General features: G+C 37.0%; 23 protein-coding genes. 13 read left to right on the top strand and 10 right to left on the bottom strand.

The features are described from left to right. Positions 1-4: 4 nt before the first annotated feature. The 4 genes from PQ459_01685 (at position 5) to PQ459_01670 (ending at position 2,795) form a co-directional block, all read left to right on the top strand. A complete protein-coding gene (locus PQ459_01685; protein WDF47204.1) occupies positions 5-802 on the top strand; it encodes a tetratricopeptide repeat protein in 798 nt (265 codons plus the stop codon). After that, positions 802-1,602 (top strand): GLPGLI family protein, encoded by an 801-nt coding sequence (locus PQ459_01680; GenBank protein ID WDF47203.1) that lies wholly within the window; start codon positions 802-804, stop codon positions 1,600-1,602. Before PQ459_01685 ends, PQ459_01680 begins: the two co-directional genes overlap by 1 nt. 7 nt (positions 1,603-1,609) lie before the next feature. Beyond that, the gene (locus PQ459_01675; protein ID WDF47202.1) at positions 1,610-1,954 is read left to right on the top strand and encodes a tRNA-binding protein; all 345 of its coding nucleotides are present in this window, start codon (positions 1,610-1,612) and stop codon (positions 1,952-1,954) included. 73 nt (positions 1,955-2,027) lie between these two features. After that, positions 2,028-2,795, top strand: coding sequence for a hypothetical protein (locus PQ459_01670; protein WDF47201.1), 768 nt, complete (start codon positions 2,028-2,030; stop codon positions 2,793-2,795). 11 nt (positions 2,796-2,806) lie between these two features. On the opposite strand, the gene PQ459_01665 is transcribed toward PQ459_01670, so the two are convergent. The 3 genes from PQ459_01665 to PQ459_01655 all read right to left on the bottom strand — a co-directional run bounded on the left by PQ459_01665 (position 2,807) and on the right by PQ459_01655 (position 6,159). Then, on the bottom strand, positions 2,807-4,645 hold the full coding sequence (locus PQ459_01665) for an ABC transporter ATP-binding protein (GenBank protein WDF47200.1): 1,839 nt from the start codon (positions 4,643-4,645) through the stop codon (positions 2,807-2,809). Between the two features lie 57 nt (positions 4,646-4,702). Further along, positions 4,703-5,629 (bottom strand): M28 family peptidase, encoded by a 927-nt coding sequence (locus PQ459_01660; GenBank protein ID WDF47199.1) that lies wholly within the window; start codon positions 5,627-5,629, stop codon positions 4,703-4,705. 140 nt (positions 5,630-5,769) lie between these two features. Then, entirely contained in the window at positions 5,770-6,159 is a 390-nt protein-coding gene (locus PQ459_01655; GenBank protein ID WDF47198.1) for a DUF4293 family protein, read from the bottom strand. Between the two features lie 173 nt (positions 6,160-6,332). On the opposite strand from PQ459_01655, the gene rho reads away from it, so the two are divergent. Next, on the top strand, positions 6,333-8,114 hold the full coding sequence (rho, locus tag PQ459_01650; protein ID WDF47197.1) for a transcription termination factor Rho: 1,782 nt from the start codon (positions 6,333-6,335) through the stop codon (positions 8,112-8,114). 81 nt (positions 8,115-8,195) lie between these two features. Here the strand turns inward: rho and PQ459_01645 are convergent, their stop codons facing one another. Both PQ459_01645 and PQ459_01640 read right to left on the bottom strand, forming a co-directional pair. After that, positions 8,196-8,489: a GNAT family N-acetyltransferase gene (locus PQ459_01645; GenBank protein ID WDF47196.1), complete on the bottom strand. Its 294-nt coding sequence runs from the start codon at positions 8,487-8,489 to the stop codon at positions 8,196-8,198. Between the two features lie 74 nt (positions 8,490-8,563). Continuing rightward, positions 8,564-9,775: a DUF5103 domain-containing protein gene (locus PQ459_01640; GenBank protein ID WDF47195.1), complete on the bottom strand. Its 1,212-nt coding sequence runs from the start codon at positions 9,773-9,775 to the stop codon at positions 8,564-8,566. Between the two features lie 44 nt (positions 9,776-9,819). Between PQ459_01640 and PQ459_01635 the strand changes: the two genes are divergently transcribed. Further along, positions 9,820-10,458 (top strand): MBL fold metallo-hydrolase, encoded by a 639-nt coding sequence (locus PQ459_01635; GenBank protein ID WDF47194.1) that lies wholly within the window; start codon positions 9,820-9,822, stop codon positions 10,456-10,458. Positions 10,459-10,470: 12 nt separating this feature from the next. Further along, on the top strand, positions 10,471-11,223 hold the full coding sequence (locus tag PQ459_01630; GenBank protein ID WDF47193.1) for a hypothetical protein: 753 nt from the start codon (positions 10,471-10,473) through the stop codon (positions 11,221-11,223). 31 nt (positions 11,224-11,254) lie between these two features. On the opposite strand, the gene recJ is transcribed toward PQ459_01630, so the two are convergent. The 4 genes from recJ to PQ459_01610 form a co-directional block, all read right to left on the bottom strand. Beyond that, positions 11,255-12,967 carry a single-stranded-DNA-specific exonuclease RecJ gene (recJ, locus tag PQ459_01625; GenBank protein ID WDF47192.1) on the bottom strand — a complete coding sequence of 571 codons (1,713 nt, stop codon included), beginning with the start codon at positions 12,965-12,967 and terminating at the stop codon, positions 11,255-11,257. 91 nt (positions 12,968-13,058) lie between these two features. Continuing rightward, the gene (locus PQ459_01620; protein WDF47191.1) at positions 13,059-13,952 is read right to left on the bottom strand and encodes a T9SS type A sorting domain-containing protein; all 894 of its coding nucleotides are present in this window, start codon (positions 13,950-13,952) and stop codon (positions 13,059-13,061) included. Between the two features lie 130 nt (positions 13,953-14,082). Next, positions 14,083-15,693 carry a T9SS type A sorting domain-containing protein gene (locus PQ459_01615; protein WDF47190.1) on the bottom strand — a complete coding sequence of 537 codons (1,611 nt, stop codon included), beginning with the start codon at positions 15,691-15,693 and terminating at the stop codon, positions 14,083-14,085. 156 nt (positions 15,694-15,849) lie between these two features. Continuing rightward, positions 15,850-17,340 carry a catalase gene (locus tag PQ459_01610; GenBank protein ID WDF47189.1) on the bottom strand — a complete coding sequence of 497 codons (1,491 nt, stop codon included), beginning with the start codon at positions 17,338-17,340 and terminating at the stop codon, positions 15,850-15,852. Positions 17,341-17,450: 110 nt separating this feature from the next. Between PQ459_01610 and PQ459_01605 the strand changes: the two genes are divergently transcribed. The 6 genes from PQ459_01605 to PQ459_01580 all read left to right on the top strand — a co-directional run bounded on the left by PQ459_01605 (position 17,451) and on the right by PQ459_01580 (position 22,268). Then, the gene (locus tag PQ459_01605) at positions 17,451-18,401 is read left to right on the top strand and encodes a LysR substrate-binding domain-containing protein (GenBank protein WDF47188.1); all 951 of its coding nucleotides are present in this window, start codon (positions 17,451-17,453) and stop codon (positions 18,399-18,401) included. 203 nt (positions 18,402-18,604) lie between these two features. Beyond that, the gene (gene metK / locus PQ459_01600; protein ID WDF47187.1) at positions 18,605-19,885 is read left to right on the top strand and encodes a methionine adenosyltransferase; all 1,281 of its coding nucleotides are present in this window, start codon (positions 18,605-18,607) and stop codon (positions 19,883-19,885) included. Between the two features lie 133 nt (positions 19,886-20,018). After that, the gene (locus PQ459_01595) at positions 20,019-20,492 is read left to right on the top strand and encodes a hypothetical protein (GenBank protein WDF47186.1); all 474 of its coding nucleotides are present in this window, start codon (positions 20,019-20,021) and stop codon (positions 20,490-20,492) included. Positions 20,493-20,707: 215 nt separating this feature from the next. Then, positions 20,708-21,298: a sigma-70 family RNA polymerase sigma factor gene (locus PQ459_01590; protein ID WDF47185.1), complete on the top strand. Its 591-nt coding sequence runs from the start codon at positions 20,708-20,710 to the stop codon at positions 21,296-21,298. A gap of 55 nt (positions 21,299-21,353) precedes the next feature. Next, a complete protein-coding gene (locus PQ459_01585; protein ID WDF47184.1) occupies positions 21,354-21,491 on the top strand; it encodes a hypothetical protein in 138 nt (45 codons plus the stop codon). A 78-nt stretch (positions 21,492-21,569) separates the two neighbouring features. Further along, positions 21,570-22,268, top strand: a complete 699-nt coding sequence (locus tag PQ459_01580; protein ID WDF47183.1) for a YjjG family noncanonical pyrimidine nucleotidase — start codon at positions 21,570-21,572, stop codon at positions 22,266-22,268. Positions 22,269-22,322: 54 nt separating this feature from the next. Here PQ459_01580 and trpS read toward each other — a convergent pair whose 3' ends face one another. Next, on the bottom strand, positions 22,323-23,291 hold the full coding sequence (gene trpS / locus PQ459_01575) for a tryptophan--tRNA ligase (GenBank protein ID WDF47182.1): 969 nt from the start codon (positions 23,289-23,291) through the stop codon (positions 22,323-22,325). Between the last annotated feature and the right edge of the window lies 1 nt (position 23,292).

The raw sequence follows: 23,292 nt of genomic DNA, 5'->3' as shown, positions 1-23,292 counted from the left end.
TGATATGAATAAAATTTTACTTTTAATATTCATAAGTATATTTAACAATTCTTTTTCTCAAAATCAGAAACAAGACTCAATCATAGAAAAATACACAAAAAAATGTGCTTATCAATTTCATTATTTAGCGCAAGGTTGGGAAGATTGTATCAATGAAGGTATAAAAGCAGATTCAACGATTGCTATTTTCTGGCATCACAAAGCTCTTCCACTTTGGAAAACAAGAAAATATGAATTGGCTTTGAAAAGTTACGACAAGGCAGTTTTCTACAACCGAAAAGAATATTTGGGAAGAAGAGGTTTTCTGAAATGTATTTTTTCGAAAAATTATTCTGATGCCTTGAAAGATTTGGATGATGCAACAAAAGAATTTGGAGATGGAATCCAAAATGATCATTCGTATGATTTTTATAAATCGCTTTGTTATTTGCAACTCAATCAATATGATAAAGCTTTAAACTTGATGAAAGCGGAAATTGAAAAAACAAAAGAACAAAGTGGAGAAGATTGGGTTTCACCTCTTTGCTGTTTTTATACTGGCGTTATTTATTATGAAAAACGAGATTACAAAAAAGCAGTTGAAGAATTTGACAAAGCTTTGAAATATTACCCCAATTTTTCAGATGCAGAATATTACAAAGCTCTGAATATTTATAAATTGGATAGCGACTATTCAAAATATTTGGAAAGCGCAAGATTAGCAAAAAAAAATTATGATAGTGGAATGACTATTAATGAAGGAGATTCTCCCTATGAGAGATACCCTTATCAAGTCAATTGGTATATGATAAATCTGAACTGATGATAAAAACATTCTACTTTTTACTATTGCTTTCCGGACTCAGCTTTGGACAAAAACTGAAAATTACATATTCAGCAATATGCAAAACTAATTTAACTCTCGATAAACAACGTCCTCAAATAATGATCTTAGATTTTGTAGACGATAAATCTATCTTCAGAGAAATGGTTGACCGCGATGGAGATTCTCTAAAAATCAATAATGGTTCTCCTATGAACAGCATCGGATTTGAAAATCAATTCTATATCAAAAAAGATTTATCAAGCGGTCAAACGCAAAAAATAATTACCAATTCTGAAAACAATTTTCTTCTAACTATCGATGAAAGACTGAATTGGAAAATTTTATCTGATAAGAAGAAGATTGCAGGTTATGATGTACAAAAAGCAACTGTGACTTATGGTGGAAGAGATTGGTCTGCTTGGTTCACCAGCGAAATACCTATCAGCGATGGCCCTTACATTTTTTGTGGGTTACCTGGTATAATTGTTTCAATTGAGGACAATAAGGCAGAATATAGTTTTAATCTCATCGAAGTCAAAAAAAATACTGTTTTGTTTGATGCTAAAAATCAACTAATCCCGATTGATTGGAATCAATTTAATCAATTGGCGAAAAATTATTATGAAAATCCCAATCGGGATCTAGAATTACGAGTGAAATCCAATAAAGTTTTGATGACAGATGCAAATGGTAATAAAATTGAACCAAACATCAGACAAATGAATGAGGACAGTCAGGAGTACATTCGGAAAAACAATAATCCTATTGAATTAAACCATAAAATCAATTATCAATAAAAGTAAAATGACAAAACCCGAAATAACTTGGCAGGATTTTGAGAAAATTGACATCCGCGTTGGAACGATAATTTCCGCAACAGATTTTGAAAAAGCCAGGAATCCCTCTTACCAGCTGGAAATCGATTTTGGAGATCTGGGAATCAGAAAATCTGCAGCTCAAATTACAGCTTTATATAAAAAAGAGGATTTGATTGGAAAACAAATTATGGCCGTTGTGAATTTCCCGAAAAAACAAATTGCCAATTTCTTCAGCGAATGTCTGGTGATGGGTGTTTACGGCGAAAATAAAAATGAAGTAACCCTTTTGACGTCAAGTTTGCCTGTGAAAAATGGTCTAAATATTGGTTAGTTATTTTTATCATATTTGCTAAAAAATTTGACATTTGATAAATAAAAACTAGTAAATTCGTAAAAAACACGATATGGAAACAAATCAGTTGACAGAAAAACAGACCAAAAAGAAAAGCAGAACAATCTACATCATCTTTGGGATATTGTTTTTATTAGTGATCGGATATTTTGTTTGGCAAAATTACCAGGATAGAGCATCCATCGATGAGGGCTATGAAACTACCACTGGAGTAACTTCAACCTTGTACCCAGATACAGAGAACTATGACTATTACAATAAAATGTTATTCGACATTAATGAATATGATGGCATCTCTCAAAACTATCGGGAAGGCATAATGAAGGTTTTTCGCGACAATGGTCTTTTTGAACCAGCCGAAGGCGAAAAAAGGTTCTCTATGACGAAGATCAAAGACAGAGCTTCAAAAGTATATGCGTTCGGTGACTTTACCGGGCAAACCAAAAACAATGAGCCCGAAATGGCATTCCTGATCCAGTCTGAAGATGCATACGAAAGCAAGCTATTCATCATTTCCAGTGACCGAGATGTGCTTTTCCGAAAGGATTACAGCTACGCGCCAATCATCAATTCCTTCAAGAAAGGAAGTAAGATCTTTATGGAAGGTGAAACGTTGAAACCATCGCCAAAAGATGGTTTGATCATCAAATCCAAAGACTCCAAATATGCATTGGTCTATAACGAAAGTTCTAAAACCTTTGACGAATTTTATCAATACACAAACGAAGATCTGATTCAAAACCAAGAAGAAAGAGAAAATGGTGAATCGGATGAATATCAAGAAGATTCGGAAGAACCTACTCCAGAAGAAACACCTTAATATTCTTTTAATTAATCAAAATTCTGCAACTCGACCAGCTTTCTGTACGTTCCGTTTCTTTCCATCAATTCCTGGTGAGAACCTTGCTCGATGATGTCGCCTTTTTCCATCACAACAATGTGATCGGCCTTTTGAATCGTTGATAATCTGTGAGCGATGATCAATGACGTTCTGTTCTGCATCATCTTTTCCAAAGCGTCCTGAACATATCTTTCAGACTCAGTATCCAAAGCAGAAGTGGCCTCATCCAAGATCATAATCGGAGGGTTTTTCAGAACCGCTCTGGCGATGGAAACACGCTGTTTTTGTCCACCGGAAAGTTTGTTCCCGTCGTCACCAATATTGGTGTAATAGCCATCTTGAAGCTGAGAAATGAACTCGTGAGCATTGGCGATTTTTGCGGCCTCTATCACTTGTTCTTCGGTTGCATCTGGATTTCCCATCAAGATGTTATTATAAACCGAATCATTAAACAGAACAGATTCCTGCGTCACCATTCCGAGAAGCTGGCGGTAATCGGTTAGTTTTAAGTTTTTGATGTTCTGACCATCAATCAATATTTCGCCTTCAGAAACATCGTAGAATCTCGCTAGTAGATTGGCAATCGTTGTTTTACCACTTCCTGATTGTCCTACTAAAGCGACAGTTTTTCCTTTTGGAACAGTGATAGAAACATTCTTCAGAATCAAATTGGACTTCTCGTAGTAGAAACCAATATTTTTGAATTCTATTTTATCTTTGATTTCAGAAATTGGTGTTGGATTGGCAATTTCTTCCACTTTCAAATCATAATCCAATACTTCCGAAACCCTTTCCAAACTCGCCATTCCACCTTGGATTGCCGAAATTGCATTGGACAGTCGTTTCGCAGGATCTAATACTTGAAAGAAAACACCAATAAACGCAAGAAAAGTCGCAGGATCCTTGTTGGTTCCATTGATGATTTCGGTACCTGCATAATACGTGATGATCAACATGGTAACCGAGCCAAGGAATTCACTCATCGGAGAAGCCAACTCACGTCTTCGGCTCATCGAAATGGCGTGGTGTTGCCATTGACTGGTGGTTTTATTAAACCTATTTTTAAGGATCTTATCTGCGTTGAAGATCTTGATGACCTTTGAAGATTTCAAGGTTTCATCAACCAAAGAAAAGAGATTTCCTAATTCCTCCTGAGCAAATCTCGCTTGCTTTTTCAAACTTTTTCCGACCCAAGAAATGATCCAACCCATAATCGGGAACACAACCAAAGAGAACAAAGTCAACTTTGGCGACAATAAAAACAAGGCGGTCAATGATGAAATGATCATAAATGGCGAATTCACAATATCTACCAGAGATCCCATAATTCCACCTTCAACAGCGCCAATATCGTTTGAAATTCTGGACATCATATCGCCTTTTCTCTGTTCTGTGAAAAAGGAAACTGGCAACTTCAGAAATTTATCATACATCGAAGTACGAAGATCTCTCGTGATGCCAACACGATAATTGACCAATAGATAAGACCCAAGATACCTGAAAATATTTCTCAATAAAAATGCAACGGCAGTAATCGAACAAAGAACAGCTAAAACCTTGATGCCCCCGTGTTCGTCCATATTGATCTGGATCGTGTAGTAGGCCCAATCCTTTACGTAGCCAAAGTAATCAGCAATTCTGCCACTCCAAACCGGAACTTTTGACGTGTCAACTTTGTCGACAGTTCCGAACATCACGCTTAGAATTGGCAACAATGTACCAATAGAAGCGATTTGAAGAAGTGAATAAAGAATATTGAAAAACATACTGCCCCACAAAAATCTTTGATGTGGCTTGGCAATACTGAGAATACGTTGAAATGGTTTCATTCAAAAAAATTGGAAATGCAAAATTACGGAAAATAAATAGCTTAGTTTATCCAGACGCTAGAAATCGAAATTTACTTTATCGTTGTATTTTGGAGTGAAGTTTTTGGTATCGAATTTCTCAATGGTCTTTGCAAAATTGTTAATAATATTCGTCAGATTATTTGCATCAACAATGTTAATATCGTCATTCACAGCGTGATAATGCGTCGCTTTGTTCATATCAACCGTTGAGATCGAGTGTGCAATGATCTTCTTTTTAACGAAATTCACATTGTCTGAGCGGTAAAACAATTGTTGACCTTGGTATGGATCGGAATGAACTTTCAAACCGTTGACCGCATTGGCATTGATCAATTCATCAAAGTCGGAAAATTCATCGCCGGTCATAAACACAGCATTTTTTCCAAACTGAGATTCCGTGGCCAACATTTCGAAATTGAATAGTGCGGCGATGTTATTGAAAACCGGACTCAAATCTTTGTTGTCCGCAAGTGCTTTTGAACCAATCAATCCAATTTCTTCCGCATTGAAAGCCATAAAAACCAATGAGTAATCCGTCTTTTTATCTTTGAAATAATCGGCCATTCCAATGACTGTAGCAATTCCGCTGGCATCGTCATCTGCGCCATTGTAGATATTGTCGCCAGATTTATTATTGGTTCCGATGTGATCGAAGTGACCTGAGAAAGCCAAACTTTTTTCAGATTTTCCTTTTTTGATGCCGCAAACGTTGAAACCTTTCTGTCCTTTGTACTCAAATGGAATCAAGTAAGAATCGCCAAAACAGTAATCGAGATTATCTTTTTTAAATTCCGATGCGATGTATTCGGCAGCTTTGTCGTTTTCGGGTGTTCCGAATTTTCTTCCTTTCATTTCGTCAGAAGCCAAAGTGGAAACAATATTGACAACTCTTTCTTTGGAGACCTCTTGGGCAAATGTCAGGAATGATTGGGCAAGCACAATTGCGGTGATCAGTTTTTTCATAATGGTTAATTTAGTAATAGAACAAAGATATGATCGATAAGTCATTGATTCTTTGGTTTTGTTACCATTAACCTTAATAAAAATAAAAAAACAGCCTCCAAAAAGGAAGCTGTTCTTACTCAAAAAAATCGTCGTCAAGTTTATCGAAGTCTGTCTACAGATTTTACGAGCCTCTCATCTTTCTTGATGTACACATTTGCCAAAAGCAAACATACAATCGCGATCACTGAGAAAACTGGCTCAATACCCTTCTCAGGAAACTGAATTCCTCCGGATAAGTTTTGCAGCCAATAAATCAAAAAACCAAGCAACAAAGCGTTTATGAAAATACTGATGTTATTCAGCAAGATCTGTCTTTTTCGGTTTTTGAAACTGAAGATACTTAGCAATCCCAATAATATTAATAAGACCGTAGAAATATTGATAATTAGATTTCCACCTAACACATCAAAGTCCTGAGCGGTCAGGTTTAGGAACAAAGCGCCTAACACAGCTAATAATATCCAGATTGTTTGTATTCTTTGTAACATCTTTTTTGATTGATTCCTTTTTAGAAAGGGAACAAATTGTCTGCAAAAATAAAATAATTTTTGCGTAATTCAAAAATTAATGTAGATTTGCATTGTAATCACCTATTAAAAATGATAATCGCCTGATTTTCATTCTTACTTTTACAAAAATAATTTACTTTTTTACGCATTATATGTTTAATATTGAAACGCTAAGGTCAAAATCCGATGAGGAATTGACCAAACTTTCTAAAGATCTAGGCGTCAATTTGGCAAAAAAAAGCTCTCCAGAAGACACTGTTTTCGCAATTCTGGACTATCAGGCTTCAAATCCAAAAATCATTAAAGATTATCTAAACGCCAATCAGGAAAATATGAATAAGAACACAGAAGACAATTCTGAGGAAAAAGCTGCTCCTGCTAAGAAACGAGGCAGAAAACCTGCAGAGAAGCCAAAGCAAGAAGCAGAGATTCCTACAACAGAGGTTGCAAAAGAAGAGGTTCCTGTAGCGGTAGAAACGCCGGCAGCAACGGAGGAAGTGAAGAAACCAAATCCACCGAAGAAAAAACCACAAAGAACAAGAGTTGTAGCCAACGAAAACCAAGAGGTCGTTGCCGAAGCTAAACCAGCAGAAGCGCCTCAGCCAACAGAAACAGAGCCTAAAACTGACGAAAAACCAGAGGAAACAAAACCTCAGCAAAGACAGCCTCAACAGCAAAACAACCGTCAGCAACAGCAAAAGACCAATAACAACAATAGAGGTCAGCAAAAAACACAAAATCCCAATTCTTCCCAACAAAACAATCAAAAAGAACCATCCGAAAACCAACAGGACAATTCGCCAAAGAAAGAATTCAACTTTGATGGATTGATCACGATTGAAGGTGTTTTGGAAATCCTTCCGGACAACTACGGATTCCTTCGCTCTTCAGATTTCAGTTATATCTCTTCTCCAGACGACGTTTACGTTTCTACCAACCAGATCAGAAATTATGGTTTGAAGACGGGAGACACCGTGAAAGGATTCGTAAGATTGCCAAAAGAAGGCGAGAAATATTTCTCACTTTTGAAACCGACTGAAGTTAATGGACGCGATCTGGCTTTCATTAAGGACAGAGTGGCTTTCGAATATTTGACGCCACTTTTCCCTCAGGAGAAATTCAATTTGGCAGGAAAAGGTTCTACACTTTCGACAAGGATTGTTGATTTGTTCGCACCAATCGGAAAAGGACAAAGAGCAATGATCGTTGCACAGCCAAAAACCGGTAAAACAATTTTACTAAAAGATATTGCCAACGCCATCTCAGCCAATCATCCAGAAGCCTATATGATGGTTCTTCTTATCGACGAACGTCCTGAGGAAGTTACGGATATGCAGAGAAGTGTGAACGCAGAGGTGATCGCATCTACTTTTGATGAAGCGGCAGACAAGCACGTAAAAGTGGCGAACTTGGTTCTTTCAAAAGCGCAAAGAATGGTGGAATGTGGACACGATGTTGTAATCCTTCTTGACTCGATCACAAGATTGGCAAGAGCTTACAATACGGTGACTCCAGCTTCAGGAAAAATACTTTCTGGTGGTGTTGATGCCAATGCGCTTCACAAGCCAAAACGTTTCTTTGGTGCGGCTAGAAAAATCGAAAATGGTGGATCTTTGACAATCATCGCAACAGCTTTGATCGATACAGGTTCAAAAATGGACGAGGTGATCTTCGAAGAGTTCAAAGGAACAGGAAATATGGAATTGCAATTGGACAGAAAAATTGCCAATAAGAGAATCTATCCGGCTGTAGATCTGGTTTCTTCCAGTACAAGAAGAGACGATCTCCTTTTGGACGAGGCAACGATGCAGAGAATGTGGATCATGAGAAAATATCTTTCTGATATGAATCCTCTGGAAGCAATGGAATTTGTACAGAAACAAATCCAAGGAACGAAGAATAATGAAGAGTTCTTGATGTCTATGAATAGATAATTTGTATTCTTTTAAAAACAATAAAAATTCCGAATCGTAGTGATTCGGAATTTTTATTTATAGAGTTGAATTTTGTCTAATTTAAGAAACCAAAATATCTTCAACGTCATCTTTTCGGATTAGGACAGAGTGGGCGTAAGAGCAATGTGCTTTTATTTTCCAGCCATTTTTTCGTGCGAACTCAATTGATTTTTCCACTAATTTTTTTCCAAGACCTTGTCCTTCAAATTTAGGAAAAACCATTACGTAGCTCACAATCAATTTTTTAAGTTCCGGAACGATTGTATAGGTCAATCGTCCAACATCTTCTGCACTGTTTTTTAAAGTGATATAACCTCCGTTTCCGGATTTGTTATTTTCAAAGCTAAGATCCATAATAGTTTGTATTTTTTACTACTATAGCCAAAAATATTCCAAAAGCCCTGTAAAATGTTTTTTTTAATACAAAATTATCTCACAGGTGTTCTAAATTCACCGTAACCAATCAGTCCATCGAAATTTCTACCAAATGGTGTGTAATATAAAAAGGCTTGGTAAAGGTTTTCTGTCTGCCAGAAGTTTCCGTTAATTTCACCGTAATTCAATTTTCCATCTGCGCCCTTGGTTGCGAGGATGTAGCTGTAGAATCCTTGTTTCAAATAAATTTTTGCAATGTATTTCTGAGCTTTTTCATCATAAAACATCTGGCTTTTTGCATCAGCTTTGTAATCGTTGAACATTCCAAGAACATAGAATTCTTTGTCAGATTTCTGGCTGTCTAGCGCGAAATAGACCCAAGAGTAGTCACCTTCTCTGTCTGCATCTCTTTCGATGCCGAGATCATTTCTTCTAAAGTAGAATGCGCCATTCACATCTGGCTGATATTGATAATCGCCTGGGTACGCCCAAGCCGGATGGAGGTAAGTATAATTTTTCCCATCAATATTTTCTGTATTGGCGACCATATCCAGAGCTTGATTCATCACCTTGTTATCAAAATAGTAAAACTCATTATTTCCCGGAAAAGCAAGACCTAACTGTTGGAAAAGCAATTGATTTCCCAATGTAGAACTCGGTCGGATATTAGTTAAAGAAATTCCCCAGTTGTTATTCTGAATCACACTTAATGATAATGATGACAGGTTATTTGTAATTCCAGAACCGTTTCCAGTCGCCTGAATTTCCAGTCTTTGTTTTGCATTTGGATTTTTAGCGTCAATCAATCTTGTGACATTGATGCCAAGATTAGCACCTTCTTCATAGATGGAAAATCTTTTTTTAAACAATGGTTTGTCCTGAGAATCTTTGTAAACAATGATTTCGTAATTGCCGGAAATCTTTGGCTGGATTTTCTCATTTGGAAAAACCAATTCGTAGTGTGTATATTTCTGATAAGTATTGAATGAGTATTGAAACTGATCGATTAAAGCATTCATACTTCCATTCGCATATTCTGTGAAGAACAATCCGTCTTCTTCCCAATTTCTATTGTAATGTTTGTAAGTATAGCGGTAAAGTTGGCTAGAGTTTGAAAGATCATCAAATCTCAAAATCAACTGCTGTCCCTGAGCAATTACAGGAGTCTCATCATTGGTTTTAGGGTTGAAAAGCTGGATGCTTTTGATTTCCTGTGCGAAAGAAAATGCACTTAAAAAAATTATAAATAGTCTTAATACCTTCATCTTGCTAAGTTAATGTTTTATATTTTTACAGATAAATTAAAAAAATGTTACACGTAGAATCCTTCACTTTCAATCCGTTTTCCGAAAACACCTATGTCATTTATAACGAAGAAAAAGAAGCTTTTCTTATAGATCCGGGAAATATGCCGGACGCAGAAACTAAAGTTTTAGGTGAGTTTATAAAATCTAAAGAATTGAAAATTCAAAACATTCTTCTTACTCACGCTCATATTGATCATATTATAGGTTTGCAATGGGCCTATGATGAATTCAAAGTTCCGGTTTTGCTCCATTCTAATGAAATCGAAATTCTCCAGCAAGCGCCATTTACAGCAAAAAAATATGGTTTCCTTTTCCCGGCTTTCAAAGGCGAGACACAATTCATCGAAGAAGGAGATGAGCTTAAATTAGGCTCTGACGTTTTTCAAATTTTTGATGTTCCGGGCCATTCGCCGGGAAGTATTGCTTTTTATACTGAAAAAAATGAATTTGTAATTTCCGGTGACGCCCTTTTTATGATGAGCATTGGACGGACTGATCTTTACAAAGGTGATTATGACCAATTAATTACCAGTATTAAAACAAAATTACTGACGCTTCCGGAAGCCACAAAAGTATTCAGCGGACACGGAGAAACTACCACAATTGGCTTTGAAAAGAATCATAATTCATTTTTAAAATAAAACTATTAACTGATGAAGTACAGAATTCTAGTTCTCCTTTTATTAGTTTACAATCTTTCATCTGCTCAAAATGATTTGGATAAAACTGAGATAGCAAATATTCAAAAACTGATTAGATTATTTCAAACTAATGATGTTGGAGAAATTACCAAGATCATCAGTTATCCACTGGAAAGAGAATATCCAATCCCACCTGTGAGAAACGAAGCAGAATTAAAGAGAAGATTCAATCAAATTTTTGACAAGAAGATTATTGAAGAGATTTCAAATTCAAAAATCGATCAATGGTCAGAAGTTGGTTGGCGAGGAATCATGTTGAATCGTGGAGATCTTTGGATAGAATCTAATGGAAAAATAAAAGCATTGAACTATCAAAGTGATTTTGAAGTGAATCAAAAACAAAGTCTTATTAATAATGACAAAAAGAAATTGTATTCGGCTTTGAAGGTTTTTAAAATTCCGGTTTATAAATTTACCACCAAAAATTATCTGATCAGAATTGATGAATTGTCGAATGGGAAATACAGATACGCATCTTGGAAATCAGGGGAATCAGAAACTTCAAAACCTGATTTGATCCTTGTAAATGGAGAATTACAATTTGATGGAAGCGGTGGCAATCATACGATTACTTTCAAAAAAGGTGAATTCAAGTATAAAATTTACAGAGGAATTATTGGCGTAAATGAGGCCGCTGAGATTTCTTTGACGGTCGAACAAAATGGAAAAGTTATTTTACAGCAAGACGGTAAGTTTGTAGAATGAAAAAACGCTTCCAATTGGAGGCGTTTATATTTTAATCTCTGAAATTCACATCTCTAATATTCAAGAAATGCGATACGTTTCCTTTCCAATGATTTTCCTCGATGGTGAACGCCAAATCGAAAGATTTAGTTTTAAAATCTTCGACAAATTGGCCAAATCGAAATCCTACACATTCTATATTTCTACCATTTGAAGGCTGTAAGATATTGAATTTGAGATGTGTGCTTTCTTTCCCCATCAACCTGACGTAGCCATTGACCTTCACATTTTTGAGTACTAGAACGGGCTTCATATTTTGAGGTCCAAAAGGTGCCAGTTTTCTATGGAAATTAATGAATTCCCGATTCAAATCTTCCGGATTCACAACGCTGTCAACATAGATTGTCGGTTCCTTCTGATGTTCCTGAATATTAGTTTTAACGTAATCTTCAAATCGTATTTTAAATTCCTCAAACTTTTCCTTTTCCATAGAAAGTCCTGCGGCCGCCTGATGGCCGCCAAATTTCATAAACAAATCGGAACAGAATTCCAAAGCTTTATGAATGTCAAAATCCGAAACAGATCTCGCCGAGGCAACCATTTCGCCATTATTTCCTTCGGTGAAGACCAAGGTCGGTTTGAAGTAATTTTCAATCAATCTGGAAGCAACGATTCCAATCACACCTTTGTTCCAAATCGGGTCGTAAACAATGGTGGAGTAGCGTTGTGTTTTATGCATTTCCAAGGCTTGATTCATCGCCGATTGTGTGATGTTGATGTCCATTTCCCGGCGTTCATCATTCAGGTTGATGATGTTTTCAACCATTTGTTGCGCCTGTTTCAGGTTGTCTGAGATCATTAGTTCAACCGAAGCTTTTGCGTGCGAAATTCTGCCAGCCGCGTTGATCTTCGGAGCAATGTCAAAAACGATATTTGAAATTTCGAAATGTGCTAATTTCTCTTCCGGAATCAAAAGTCTTAAACCAAATTTTCTGGTTTTTCTAAGGAATTTCAAACCTTGCATCGCCAAAACGCGATTCTCACCGGTCATCGCCACGATGTCTGAAGCAATACTTATGGCTAGCAAATCTGTCAATTCAAACAATTCGCTTTCCGGGATTTTATAGATCGTGTTAAGACCTTGACAAAGTTTGAAACCAACGCCACAACCACTCAATTCCTTGTAAGGATATCGGCAGTCTTTTCTTTTCGGATCCAGAACAGCAACGGCATTCGGGAGTTTTTCGCCTGGTAAATGGTGGTCACAAATGATGAAATCCACACCTACAGAATTGGCATAATCTATTTTGTCCACAGATTTGATCCCGCAATCCAAAGCGATGATCAACGAAAATCCGTTGTCTCTTGCAAAGTCAATTCCTTCGTCGGAAATCCCGTACCCTTCGACATTTCTGTCTGGGATATAAAAATCTAAATATTTTTTATCAACGATTTTGCTGAGGTACAAGTACATCAAAGCCACGGAAGTGGTTCCGTCCACATCATAATCGCCGTAAACCAATATTTTTTCGCCGTTTTCTATCGACGTTGCAATGCGTTCGACCGCTTTTTGCATATCGGCCATCAAGAAAGGATTGTGGATGTCTGTGCCGTTTGGTTTGAAGAATTCGCGGGCTTTTTGATAATTATCGATGCCACGCATTACCAAGATCTTGGACTCTAAAGTTCCAAAACCAATAGAAGAAATTAATCCATCAACAATTTCTTCGTCCGGCTCGGGTTTATAGATCCATTTTTGACTCATAGCTACAAAAGTAATGAAAAAATTATCGATAAGAAATTAAAAAAGCCATCATTTAATTGATAGCTTGTATTGAAAATCAAAAATTTAGTGCTTAGTTTTTGATGAATTTTTTAGTTTCAGTTCCAGATTTTGTTTCGATGGAAATGATGTAGTTTCCTTTTGGGAAAGCAGAAATATCGATTTTCGAAGTGTTGTCAGATTTTATTAATGAACCTTTGACGTCATAAATTTTGAGTGATTTGATTTCTTCGTCAGACTTAATATTAATGAAATCTGAACTTGGATTTGGGAAAATACTGATCTTGGTTTTGTTGATTTCGTTCACAGCCAATTGATCCATATCTTTTATGATGATGTTATCGACGATAAAACCACTGCCGTCATTATCAAATTCAAAATTCAAATCATTCACTCTCACAACTTTAGAACTGAGTGCGGAAGTGTGGACCAATTGATTGTCAAGATAATATTTGATGTTTTTTTCAGTAACGTGGTCGATTTCGATTTTTAAATTATACCATTTTCCTGGAATCCACGTTCCGAGAGCTTGAAAATTGAGATCATTATCAGCATAAAAATTTCCACTGATTAAAAAATTGAATCCTCCAGCCCAAGAATAATTCCCATTGTTGTTATAATATAATGACAGCATATAATATTCGGAACTCTCCAATTTTTCCAGCTTTATATCTGCAGAAACCGAAAGTCTGTTGTATTCTGGGATTTTTTTGAAGAGGTAAGTCATATTTCCTGTGTAGTCGTCTGTGCTTGTCACTTCCACAGAATTATTGCCATCGGTCGCATTTCCAGATACAACTTTGAAATTATTATTCGGAACATTATCCGTTTTCACAGTCCATTCTTTTTGTCCGATAACGGTTCCGAGATTGTAACCTTCGGACGTTTCAAAAGATATTTTTTGTTGTTGTGCAGATATTGAAATTGATAAAAAAGCAGTGGCTACAGAGAATAAAAATTTTGTCATAAATAAAATTATAGGGAAGCGAATATAGAAAATATATGGTTAAATATAAATCAATTAGCCTTTGTTTGATGATCAAAAAAAATCAGCCTCTAAGATTGAGACTGATTTTAGATTTTAAAAAAGCAAAGAATTAATTTTTAATGAACTTCTTATTTGTTTTTCCTTTCGATGTCTGAACTTCGAGAAGGTAAGTTCCTTTTGAAAGTTGAGAAACATTGATCGCTGGATTGTTGCTTTTAGGATGGCTTGTTTTAATTAATTTTCCGTCTAATCCGTAGATAGAAAGTTGGTCGATGATTTCCTTGTTGGCCGTTTGAACTTTCAATTCTGATTGCACAGGATTCGGATAAATCTGAATGGTAAGCGATTTTTGAACATCGGTAACATTTAATTCTCCGAGAGAAAGTTTCCAGAGTTCCACGCCTTGATCGTCAAATTCAGCTTTGAAAAACAACTCATTGTTAAATTCTGTGAAGAACGGTAGGAAATATAAAGGGCTTGGTTCGGTCGCATTTGGTGGTGTCAATTTTACAGTTCCATTTTCTGAACCGTCTGTCATCCACAGTTCGCTGCCGTTGCTTCCATCTATGGCCACAAAGAACAATTTGTCTTTGAAGGTGGCAAAGAAGTTTGGTGCAGAATAACTATCTGGATTGATGTCTTTTACCATATAAGTTCCGTTCGGCGTTCCGTCACTCACCCAAAGTTCTTCTGAATGCACGCCGTCTGTTGCCTGGAAATAAACTTTGTCGTTGAAAACCGTCAACGCTCCTGGGAAAGAATCTGCACCTCCAGGATTAATGTCTTTCACAAGAACTGTCCCAGCTTCTGTGCCGTCTGTGGTCCAAAGTTCAGCACCGTGAACGCCATCAGTCGCTCTGAAGCATAATCTTCCATTGATCTCAACAAATTCGTTGATGCTTGATCCTTCGGTTGGATTGATGTCTTTCACAAGCAAAGTTCCCGCTTCGGTTCCGTCTGTCACCCAAAGTTCATCACCGTTTTCGTCATCTGCTCGGAAGAAAAGTTTGTCGTTGAAAACTTTAAATCTTCTTGGCGAAGAGTCTGAGCCCGCGAAAATATCTTTCACCATATAAGTTCCTGCTTCTGTGCCGTCTGTGGTCCAAAGTTCCCAACCATCGATTCCATTGCTGGCCTGGAAGTATATTTTGCCTTTGTATTCTGTAAAGTCAGATGAATAGGAACTTTCGCTTCCTGGCGCAATGTCTTTTATCATATACGTTCCTGCTTCTGTACCATCTGTGATCCAAACTTCTTCACCGTGAGTGCCGTCATTGGCAACAAAGATTGCTCTGTTCCCGTATTGTTTAAAATTCAAGGCAACGGAACTTGATTCGCCTGGATAAATATCTTTTAGTAGTTTGGTTCCTGCTTCTGTTCCATCGGTCACCCACAATTCGATTCCGGTGCTTCCGTCGAACGCACTGAATACCAATTTTCCGCCTGCTTCTGTGAGTTCTACAATGCCTGAATTTCCAGTTGGATTGATGTCTTTCACAAGTCTAGTTCCTGTGCTGGTGCCGTCTGTAACCCAAAGTTCATTTTCGTGAATGCCATCATCGGCAGAGAAATAGAGTTTGTTTCCAAAGGTTTTTAATTGTGAGATTGATGAGCCTTCTGAGCCTGGATTTATGTCCTTCAAAATATTGATATTAACATTTTGAGACATTACAAATAAAGGCGCCGCGGTTGCGATTAATGAGGTAAAAATTCTTTTCATTTACTTATAAATTAATTTAAACTTTCAATTTATGAACTTTTCATAAAATTTACTTTATTTTGAATGTGACATTAATGTTAATAAAAAAACCTTCCGAAAAAAGGCGGAAGGTTCTATTTTAATTGTCTATGTTTTATTTTTCTATAATCCCAAAGTTTATTTGGTGTGATTCATCATATTAGTATCGATGTTGACACCAATTCCTTGAGCCACTCTCATTCCAAGCTCGATGTTCGCTCGGAAGAAATGACAAAGCTGGCGGTTGATGATCTCGTCACGTTTTGGTCCATCAACACCGCCGAGATGACCAACGATGTTGTTTACCAAAGCCGTTCTCGCTTCTTGGTCTAAAGCTTTAGTATAAAACAATCCAGGCTGCGTGTAATGGTCATCATCATTTTGATTTCTGTCGAAATGGGCAACGCGGGAATTGTCCAGATCATATTCCAAATTCTTGTAAGATTCCGTAGGTTCCACATCGCTGAAACTGTTTGGGAAATAGTTTGGTTTGTCGCCATAGTCAGAATCGTCTGCCATATGTCCTGCTCTTTGGAAATTGTTCACTGCGAAAGGACATTTGTTAACTTCCAGTTGATGAGAATTAACACCCAATCTATATCTGTGTGCATCGGCATAGGAGAATAATCTTCCTTGCAACATTTTGTCTGGAGAAAAACTGATGCCGTCCACCAAATGGCTTGGTGCAAAAGCAGATTGTTCTACGTGAACGAAATAATTTCTTGGCACTTCATTCAGTTCCATCACGCCAACTTCTTGCAATGGGAATTCGTCTTGGAACCAAACTTTCGTGACGTCGAAAGGATTCCAACGCCATTCTTTCGCTTGCTCTTCGGTCATTGTTTGGATGTAAAGTTTCCATTTTGGGAAATTTCCAGCCTCGATCTCATTCACCAGATCTTCTTGTGAGAAATCTGGGTTTTCGCCTTTCATTTTTGTGGCTTCATCATCTGTGAAGTTTTTGATGCCTTGTTGCGTTTTGAAATGGAATTTGACCCAAGTTCTTTCATTGTTTGCATTGATCAAAGAAAAAGTGTGGCTTCCGAATCCGTGCATATGTCTGTATCCGTGAGGTGTTCCTCTGTCTGACATTAAGATCAAAACTTGATGAAGCGATTCCGGATTCAAAGACCAGAAATCCCAAACCATTGTTTTGCTTTTCAGATTGGTTTTCGGAACACGTTTTTGAGTATGAATGAAGTCTGGGAATTTCTTAGCATCCTTAATAAAGAAAACCGGCGTGTTGTTTCCAACCAGATCCCAATTTCCGTCTTCGGTATAAAATTTCAAAGCGAAACCTCTTGGGTCTCTTTCTGTATCGGCGCTTCCCATTTCGCCACCAACGGTTGAGAATCTTGCAAACATTTTGCAAGAGTTTCCAACTTGGGAAAATATTTTTGCTCTTGTCAAATGACTGATGTCTTGTGTCACCGTAAAAGTCCCGTACGCACCAGAACCTTTGGCGTGAACGATTCTTTCGGGAATTCTCTCTCTTACAAAATGCGCAAGATTTTCCTGAAGAATGAAATCCTGTAGCAGAACCGGACCGCGTGGGCCAACAGTCTGTGAATCCTGATGCTCATAATAGGGAGCGCCTACAGAATTGGTGAGTTTTTTTTTGTTTTCCATATTTCAGATTTTATTGATGTATGATATTTTAAAGCTAAATTCGATAAAAAAACTTATTTATGAAACAAATTAATAAGTATATTTGTCATAGATAAAATAAATTACAAGTCGTGAATATCCAACAGTTAGAATATTTGATTGCAGTAGATAAATATAAACATTTTGGCAAAGCTGCACAAGCCTGTTTTATCACTCAGCCTACTTTGAGTGCAATGATCCAAAAGTTTGAAGATGAGCTGGATGTTAAGATATTTGACAGGACCACACATCCGATCAGGACGACAGATGCCGGTGGCGAACTCATCAAAGAAGCTCAAAAGATCATCGATGCTGTGATGGAACTGCGCAACAAGGCTAATTTTCTGAATAATATCTTGGCTGGAAAACTTAATCTTGGGATCATTCCGACGGTTTCGACCTATGTCCTTCCAAACGAGATCTTTAGTTTTCTTCAAAAAAATCCACAGATCGAATTGAATATCAAAGAGATGACGACGGAAAGCATTATCAAGTCTTTAAAATCTGGAGAGTTGGATGCAGGAATTATATCAACACCATATTCTGCGGCGGATGAGTTTTATCAGGACTTTTTGTTTAATGAAGAATTGATGTTGTACTCTGGAACAGAGTCTGGGCAAAAGAAAGATTGCTTCGTGGTTCCGGAAGATATTGATGTGAACAAAGTTTGGCTTTTGGAAGAAGGCAATTGCCTGAGAACGCAATTCGAAAATATCTGTCATCTGAAAGAAAATTCTTTGAAGCCGAAAAACTTGGAATTCTTGGCTTCGAATGTAAATACTTTGATCCAAATGGTGGATAAAGTTGGCGGAATTACCATCCTTTCTGAGATCGGCGTTCAGCAATTATCATCAGAACAAAAAGAAAAAGTTTCCAGATTCATCAAGCCTTTCCCTTACAGAGAGATCAGTTTGATCTACTACAAGCCGACCTACAAACAAAAGATCATTGATGAGTTGATTTCTGAGATCCGAACATCTATGGAACAGAAACTTAATTTCTACAAAGACCGTGAAAATTATAAAAGCGTCAAACCTGAATAAATTCATACTGGCTTCATAGGAATTGATTTTGAAATCTAAAAATTAGTTTGTAAATTTGCAGTCGATTTTTGAATAAACGGAGGAGAACTTTGACTGATTGCAACCTCAATAAAAAATGCTAAAACAGATTTTTTTCTCTTTTAGTTCCTTTTTTAAACAATCATTGTTTTACCTCAAAAATTTAATATAAAAAGGAATAATTTATGTCTTATTTATTTACGTCCGAATCAGTTTCTGAAGGACATCCTGATAAAGTAGCCGATCAGATCTCTGATGCGCTTATCGACCATTTTTTAGCTTACGACAAAAACTCAAAAGTAGCTTGCGAAACGCTTGTGACAACAGGTCAGGTGGTTTTGGCAGGTGAGGTGAAGTCAGAAGCTTATCTTGATGTTCAGCAAATTGCAAGAAATGTGATCAACAAAATTGGTTACACAAAAAGCGAATATATGTTCAATGGTGATTCTTGTGGGGTGATCTCTGCGATCCACGAGCAATCTCCGGATATCAACCAAGGTGTCGACAGAACTTTGGATGAAACCGATTTCGAGACCAGAGCAAATGCTCAAGGTGCTGGAGATCAGGGAATGATGTTCGGTTATGCGACCAATGAAACTGAGAATTATATGCCTTTGGCTTTGGATCTTGCTCATCAAATTCTTAAAGAATTAGCGGATCTAAGAAGAGATGGTTCCGCGATTCCTTACCTTCGTCCCGATGCAAAATCTCAGGTAACAATTGAATATTCTGATGACCACAAACCAGTGAGAATCGACAGCATCGTCGTTTCTACGCAGCACGACGATTTCGGAAGCGAAGAAGCGATGTTGGCGAAGATCAAAAGAGATATTATTGAGATCTTGATCCCTAAGATCAAAGCTAAGCAAAAACCTGAGATCCAGCAGTTGTTTAACGGCGACATCAAATATCACATCAACCCGACTGGAAAATTTGTGATAGGTGGTCCTCACGGCGATACGGGTTTGACGGGAAGAAAGATCATCGTGGATACTTACGGTGGGAAAGGTGCTCACGGAGGTGGTGCATTCTCTGGAAAAGATCCAAGTAAAGTGGACAGAAGTGCAGCTTACGCAACGAGACACATTGCAAAAAACTTAGTAGCAGCTGGTGTTGCAGATGAGGTTTTGGTGCAGGTTTCTTATGCAATTGGTGTGGCAGAACCTTGTGGGCTTTACATCAATACTTACGGAACTTCAAAACTGGATATCAACGATGGCGAATTGGCGAAAAAAGTTCAGCAATTGTTTGACCTTAGACCTTACGCCGTTGAGAAAAACCTTAAGCTTAGAAATCCGATCTATATCGAGACTGCAGCCTACGGACATATGGGGAAAGAATACTATGTAGCTGATAAAACTTTCAACAAAGGCCTTAAAAACGAAATCACTTTGAAAGACCTGGAATTTTTCACTTGGGAAAAACTGGATCGAGTAGATGATATCAAAAAAGAATTCGGACTTTAATCTGATTCTTGTATAAATAATGAAACTGCTTTGTCTTTGGATGGAGCAGTTTTTTTATTTCTCGATATTCTTTCAACAAACTTCTGTTTCAAACATCTCTTTTATTATTTTTGTCGTAAATAAGATTACTAAAATGAAATCAAAAATATTTATCCTATTTATATTAATGGCTTTCGGTGGTTTTGCTAAGTCACAATTGACAATGCATAAGTTCATCACAGCAGGTTACGTCTATCAGAATCAAAGTTTTGGGGAAATAGGAGGGAAGTTGCTTTTCCTCAGCAATGATGATGTCCTTTTCCGCGTTGGCGCCTCAGCATTGATGGGTTCTGCTAATAGTAAGTTCGCGATCATGCCAAAAGTGAACGCTGATTTCTTGTTAAATTTTCAGAAAAATGTGGACTTTTATCACGCCCATTATTTCATTTTAGGTGCAGAAGCCACGAATAAATACATCGCTCCCAAGGCTGGCTTCAGTCTTTTTGGAATTTTAGATCTGACTGGCGGATATGGATTTTCGCTCGATAAAGAAGGTGTCAATGGGAAAGAACTGAAAGGACTCAATATCAATTTCACAATAAATATCCCATTAGTTCTACTTAATTGATTTAACTTTTATAATATATTTGAATCAAATTAAAGAAATATGAAAGTTTAACAATTCATTAACATTTTGTTTTGAGTTTTTTATTACTTTTACAAACCTAAAATCAGCGTATAGATTAAACTCTACTTCATTAAAAATTAAAACAACCGAGTCAGGAAAATTAGTTACCTCAGTAACTGATGATTTGCTGGGTTTTATATTAAAGAAGTATTATTATGAAAACGCAAACTGATAGCCAATTGATTCTAAAATATCAGAATGGTGACGAAAACTCACTTTCTCTTCTGATTAACAGGCACAAGAAAGATCTTTTCAGCTTCATCTATTACAAACTGATGGACGAAGATTTGGCCAATGACATCTTCCAGGATACCTTTATCAAGATTATTGTGACGCTAAAAGAAGGCCGTTACAAGGAGGAAAACAAATTCATTCTCTGGGCAAAACGGATCGCACACAATTTGATCATCGATCATTTCCGCCTGCAATCCAAACACATCAAGATCTCCGAAACATCTTATGAAAACGAAGAGTTTTCCATCTTTGATATCATCAAAGAACCGGAAAGCAATATCGAAGACCGATTGATAGATAAGCAAATAAATGACGATCTTTTGAAAATGCTCGTAATGCTTCCTGAGAACCAGCAAGAGGTGATCAAGCTTAGGTTTTTTGATGGATTAAGCTTCAAAGAGATTGCAGATCATACAGATACAAGTATCAATACTACACTTGGAAGAGTGAGATATGCGCTGATCAACCTTAGAAAGATTATGGACGAGCATAAAATAATTTTGACAAAATAATAAATATTTAATAATAAAGATTTTCTTTTGGCGTTATTGTTGTAAAAGTCAGCCTATGAAAAAAAACGACACTTTAACAACGAAAGCTTTGATGCCGAAAAAAGAAATAATCGATTTTCTGATGAGTTATTCCAAGAATATCCATCCGATGAAAACTAAGAACAGTAAAACCATTTTAGTTTCAAAGAACTAAGCATTTTTAGATTTTAAATAATTGATTTTTATGATTGAACTTTCCTACGTGGATCAAAAATGATTAGATTTGTGCCTTATGAAAAACGTAAGGCACATTTTTTTTGATCTCGACAACACACTTTGGGATCACCGCAAAAACGCATATTTGACCATCAAGGAATTATTCTCCCAAAAGAAGATCTCCGAACTTTATAACATCGATTTTGAGTTGTTTCACGATGCTTATCACGACATCAATGAGAAACTTTGGGAACAAATCCGCGATGGTGAAATTGATAAAGAATATCTGAGAAAATATAGATTTTACAACACCTTCTTAAGGTTCGAAGTAGATGATCAGGATCTTGCAGATTATTTTGAACATCATTTCCTGGATGAGATTCTGAAATATAATGAGTTGGTTCCCGGCGCAGCAGATCTGCTGGATTATTTAGAATCCAAAGAATACAAAATGCACATCATCTCCAATGGTTTCCAGGAAGTGACCGAGAGAAAATGTATTCTTTCCGGAATTGCTGACTATTTTGAAACCATTACAAGTGCAGATTCTGTTGGCGTACGAAAACCCAGACCGGAAATTTTCCAACATTCTCTAGATCTTGCCAGAGCTGAAAAATCAGAAAGTGTTTTGATTGGTGACGATTGGATAGCAGACGTAAAAGGTGCGCAAAGATTCGGGATTGATGTAATTTTCTTTGATGTTTACGATGATAATCCCCAAGAAGTGGATTTGAAAGTCATCAAACATTTGTCAGAAGTCAAAGAATATTTATAAAAGAAAAGCCTTTCAATTTGAAAGGCTTTGTTATATGTTGAAGTTCGATTATAATTAAATTCCCAAACTTTCTCGCACTCTGGTAATCGTTTCCAAAGCTATTTTTCTTGTTTTCTGAGCGCCTTCCTGAAGTTTAGATTCGAGCTCTGAAAGGTTGTTCATATAATAATCGAAAGTCTCTCTTTCCTTAGCAAATCTTGTTAAAATCAAATCCAACAATTCCTTTTTTGCGTGACCATAGCCATAATTTCCAGCCAAATATTTAGCTCTTAATTCTTCAGTCTGTTCAGGTGTTGCAACCAAAGCGTAGACGGCGAAAACTTTATCAGTTTCAGGATCTTTTGGATCTTCCAAAGGCGTAGAATCAGTCTCAATAGACATTACCTGTTTTTTTAGTTCTTTCTCTGGGAGGAAAATATTAATGATATTTCCTCTCGATTTTGACATTTTGTGTCCGTCGGTTCCAGGAACGTATTTCGTGTCTTGCTGTAATTCTGCTTGAGGCAAAACCAAAACTTCACCCATTTGATTGTTAAACCTCGAAGCCACATCTCTCGCAATCTCCAAATGTTGAAGTTGATCTTTCCCAACCGGAACAATTTCCGCATCGTACAACAAAATATCAGCAGCCATTAAAATCGGGTAGGTGAAAAGTCCAGCGTTTACATCTTGCAATCTGTCCGCTTTATCTTTGAAAGAATGTGCTAATGTCAATCTTTGATAAGGAAAAAAGCACGACAAATGCCACGAGAGTTCGCAGGTTTCTGGAATGTCACTTTGTCTGTAGAAATAAGTTTTTTCTGTGTCTAGTCCGCAGGCAAGCCAAGCTGCGGCAATCTCGTAGGTGTTTTGTTTCAATTCTTTTGCATCTTTAATTTGAGTCAAAGAATGAAGATTGGCGATGAACAAAAAAGATTCGTTGTTTGCTTGTTTGGACAATTCTACTGCGGGAATGATGGCTCCCAAAAGATTTCCCAAATGTGGTGTTCCGGTGGCTTGTATTCCGGTTAGGATTCTAGACATT

It is taken from the genome of Chryseobacterium sp. KACC 21268, assembly GCA_028736075.1.
Taxonomy (GTDB): Bacteria; Bacteroidota; Bacteroidia; order Flavobacteriales; family Weeksellaceae; genus Epilithonimonas.
Note: the sequence above shows the minus strand (reverse complement) of the source record. Positions and strands in the feature narration are given on the sequence as shown.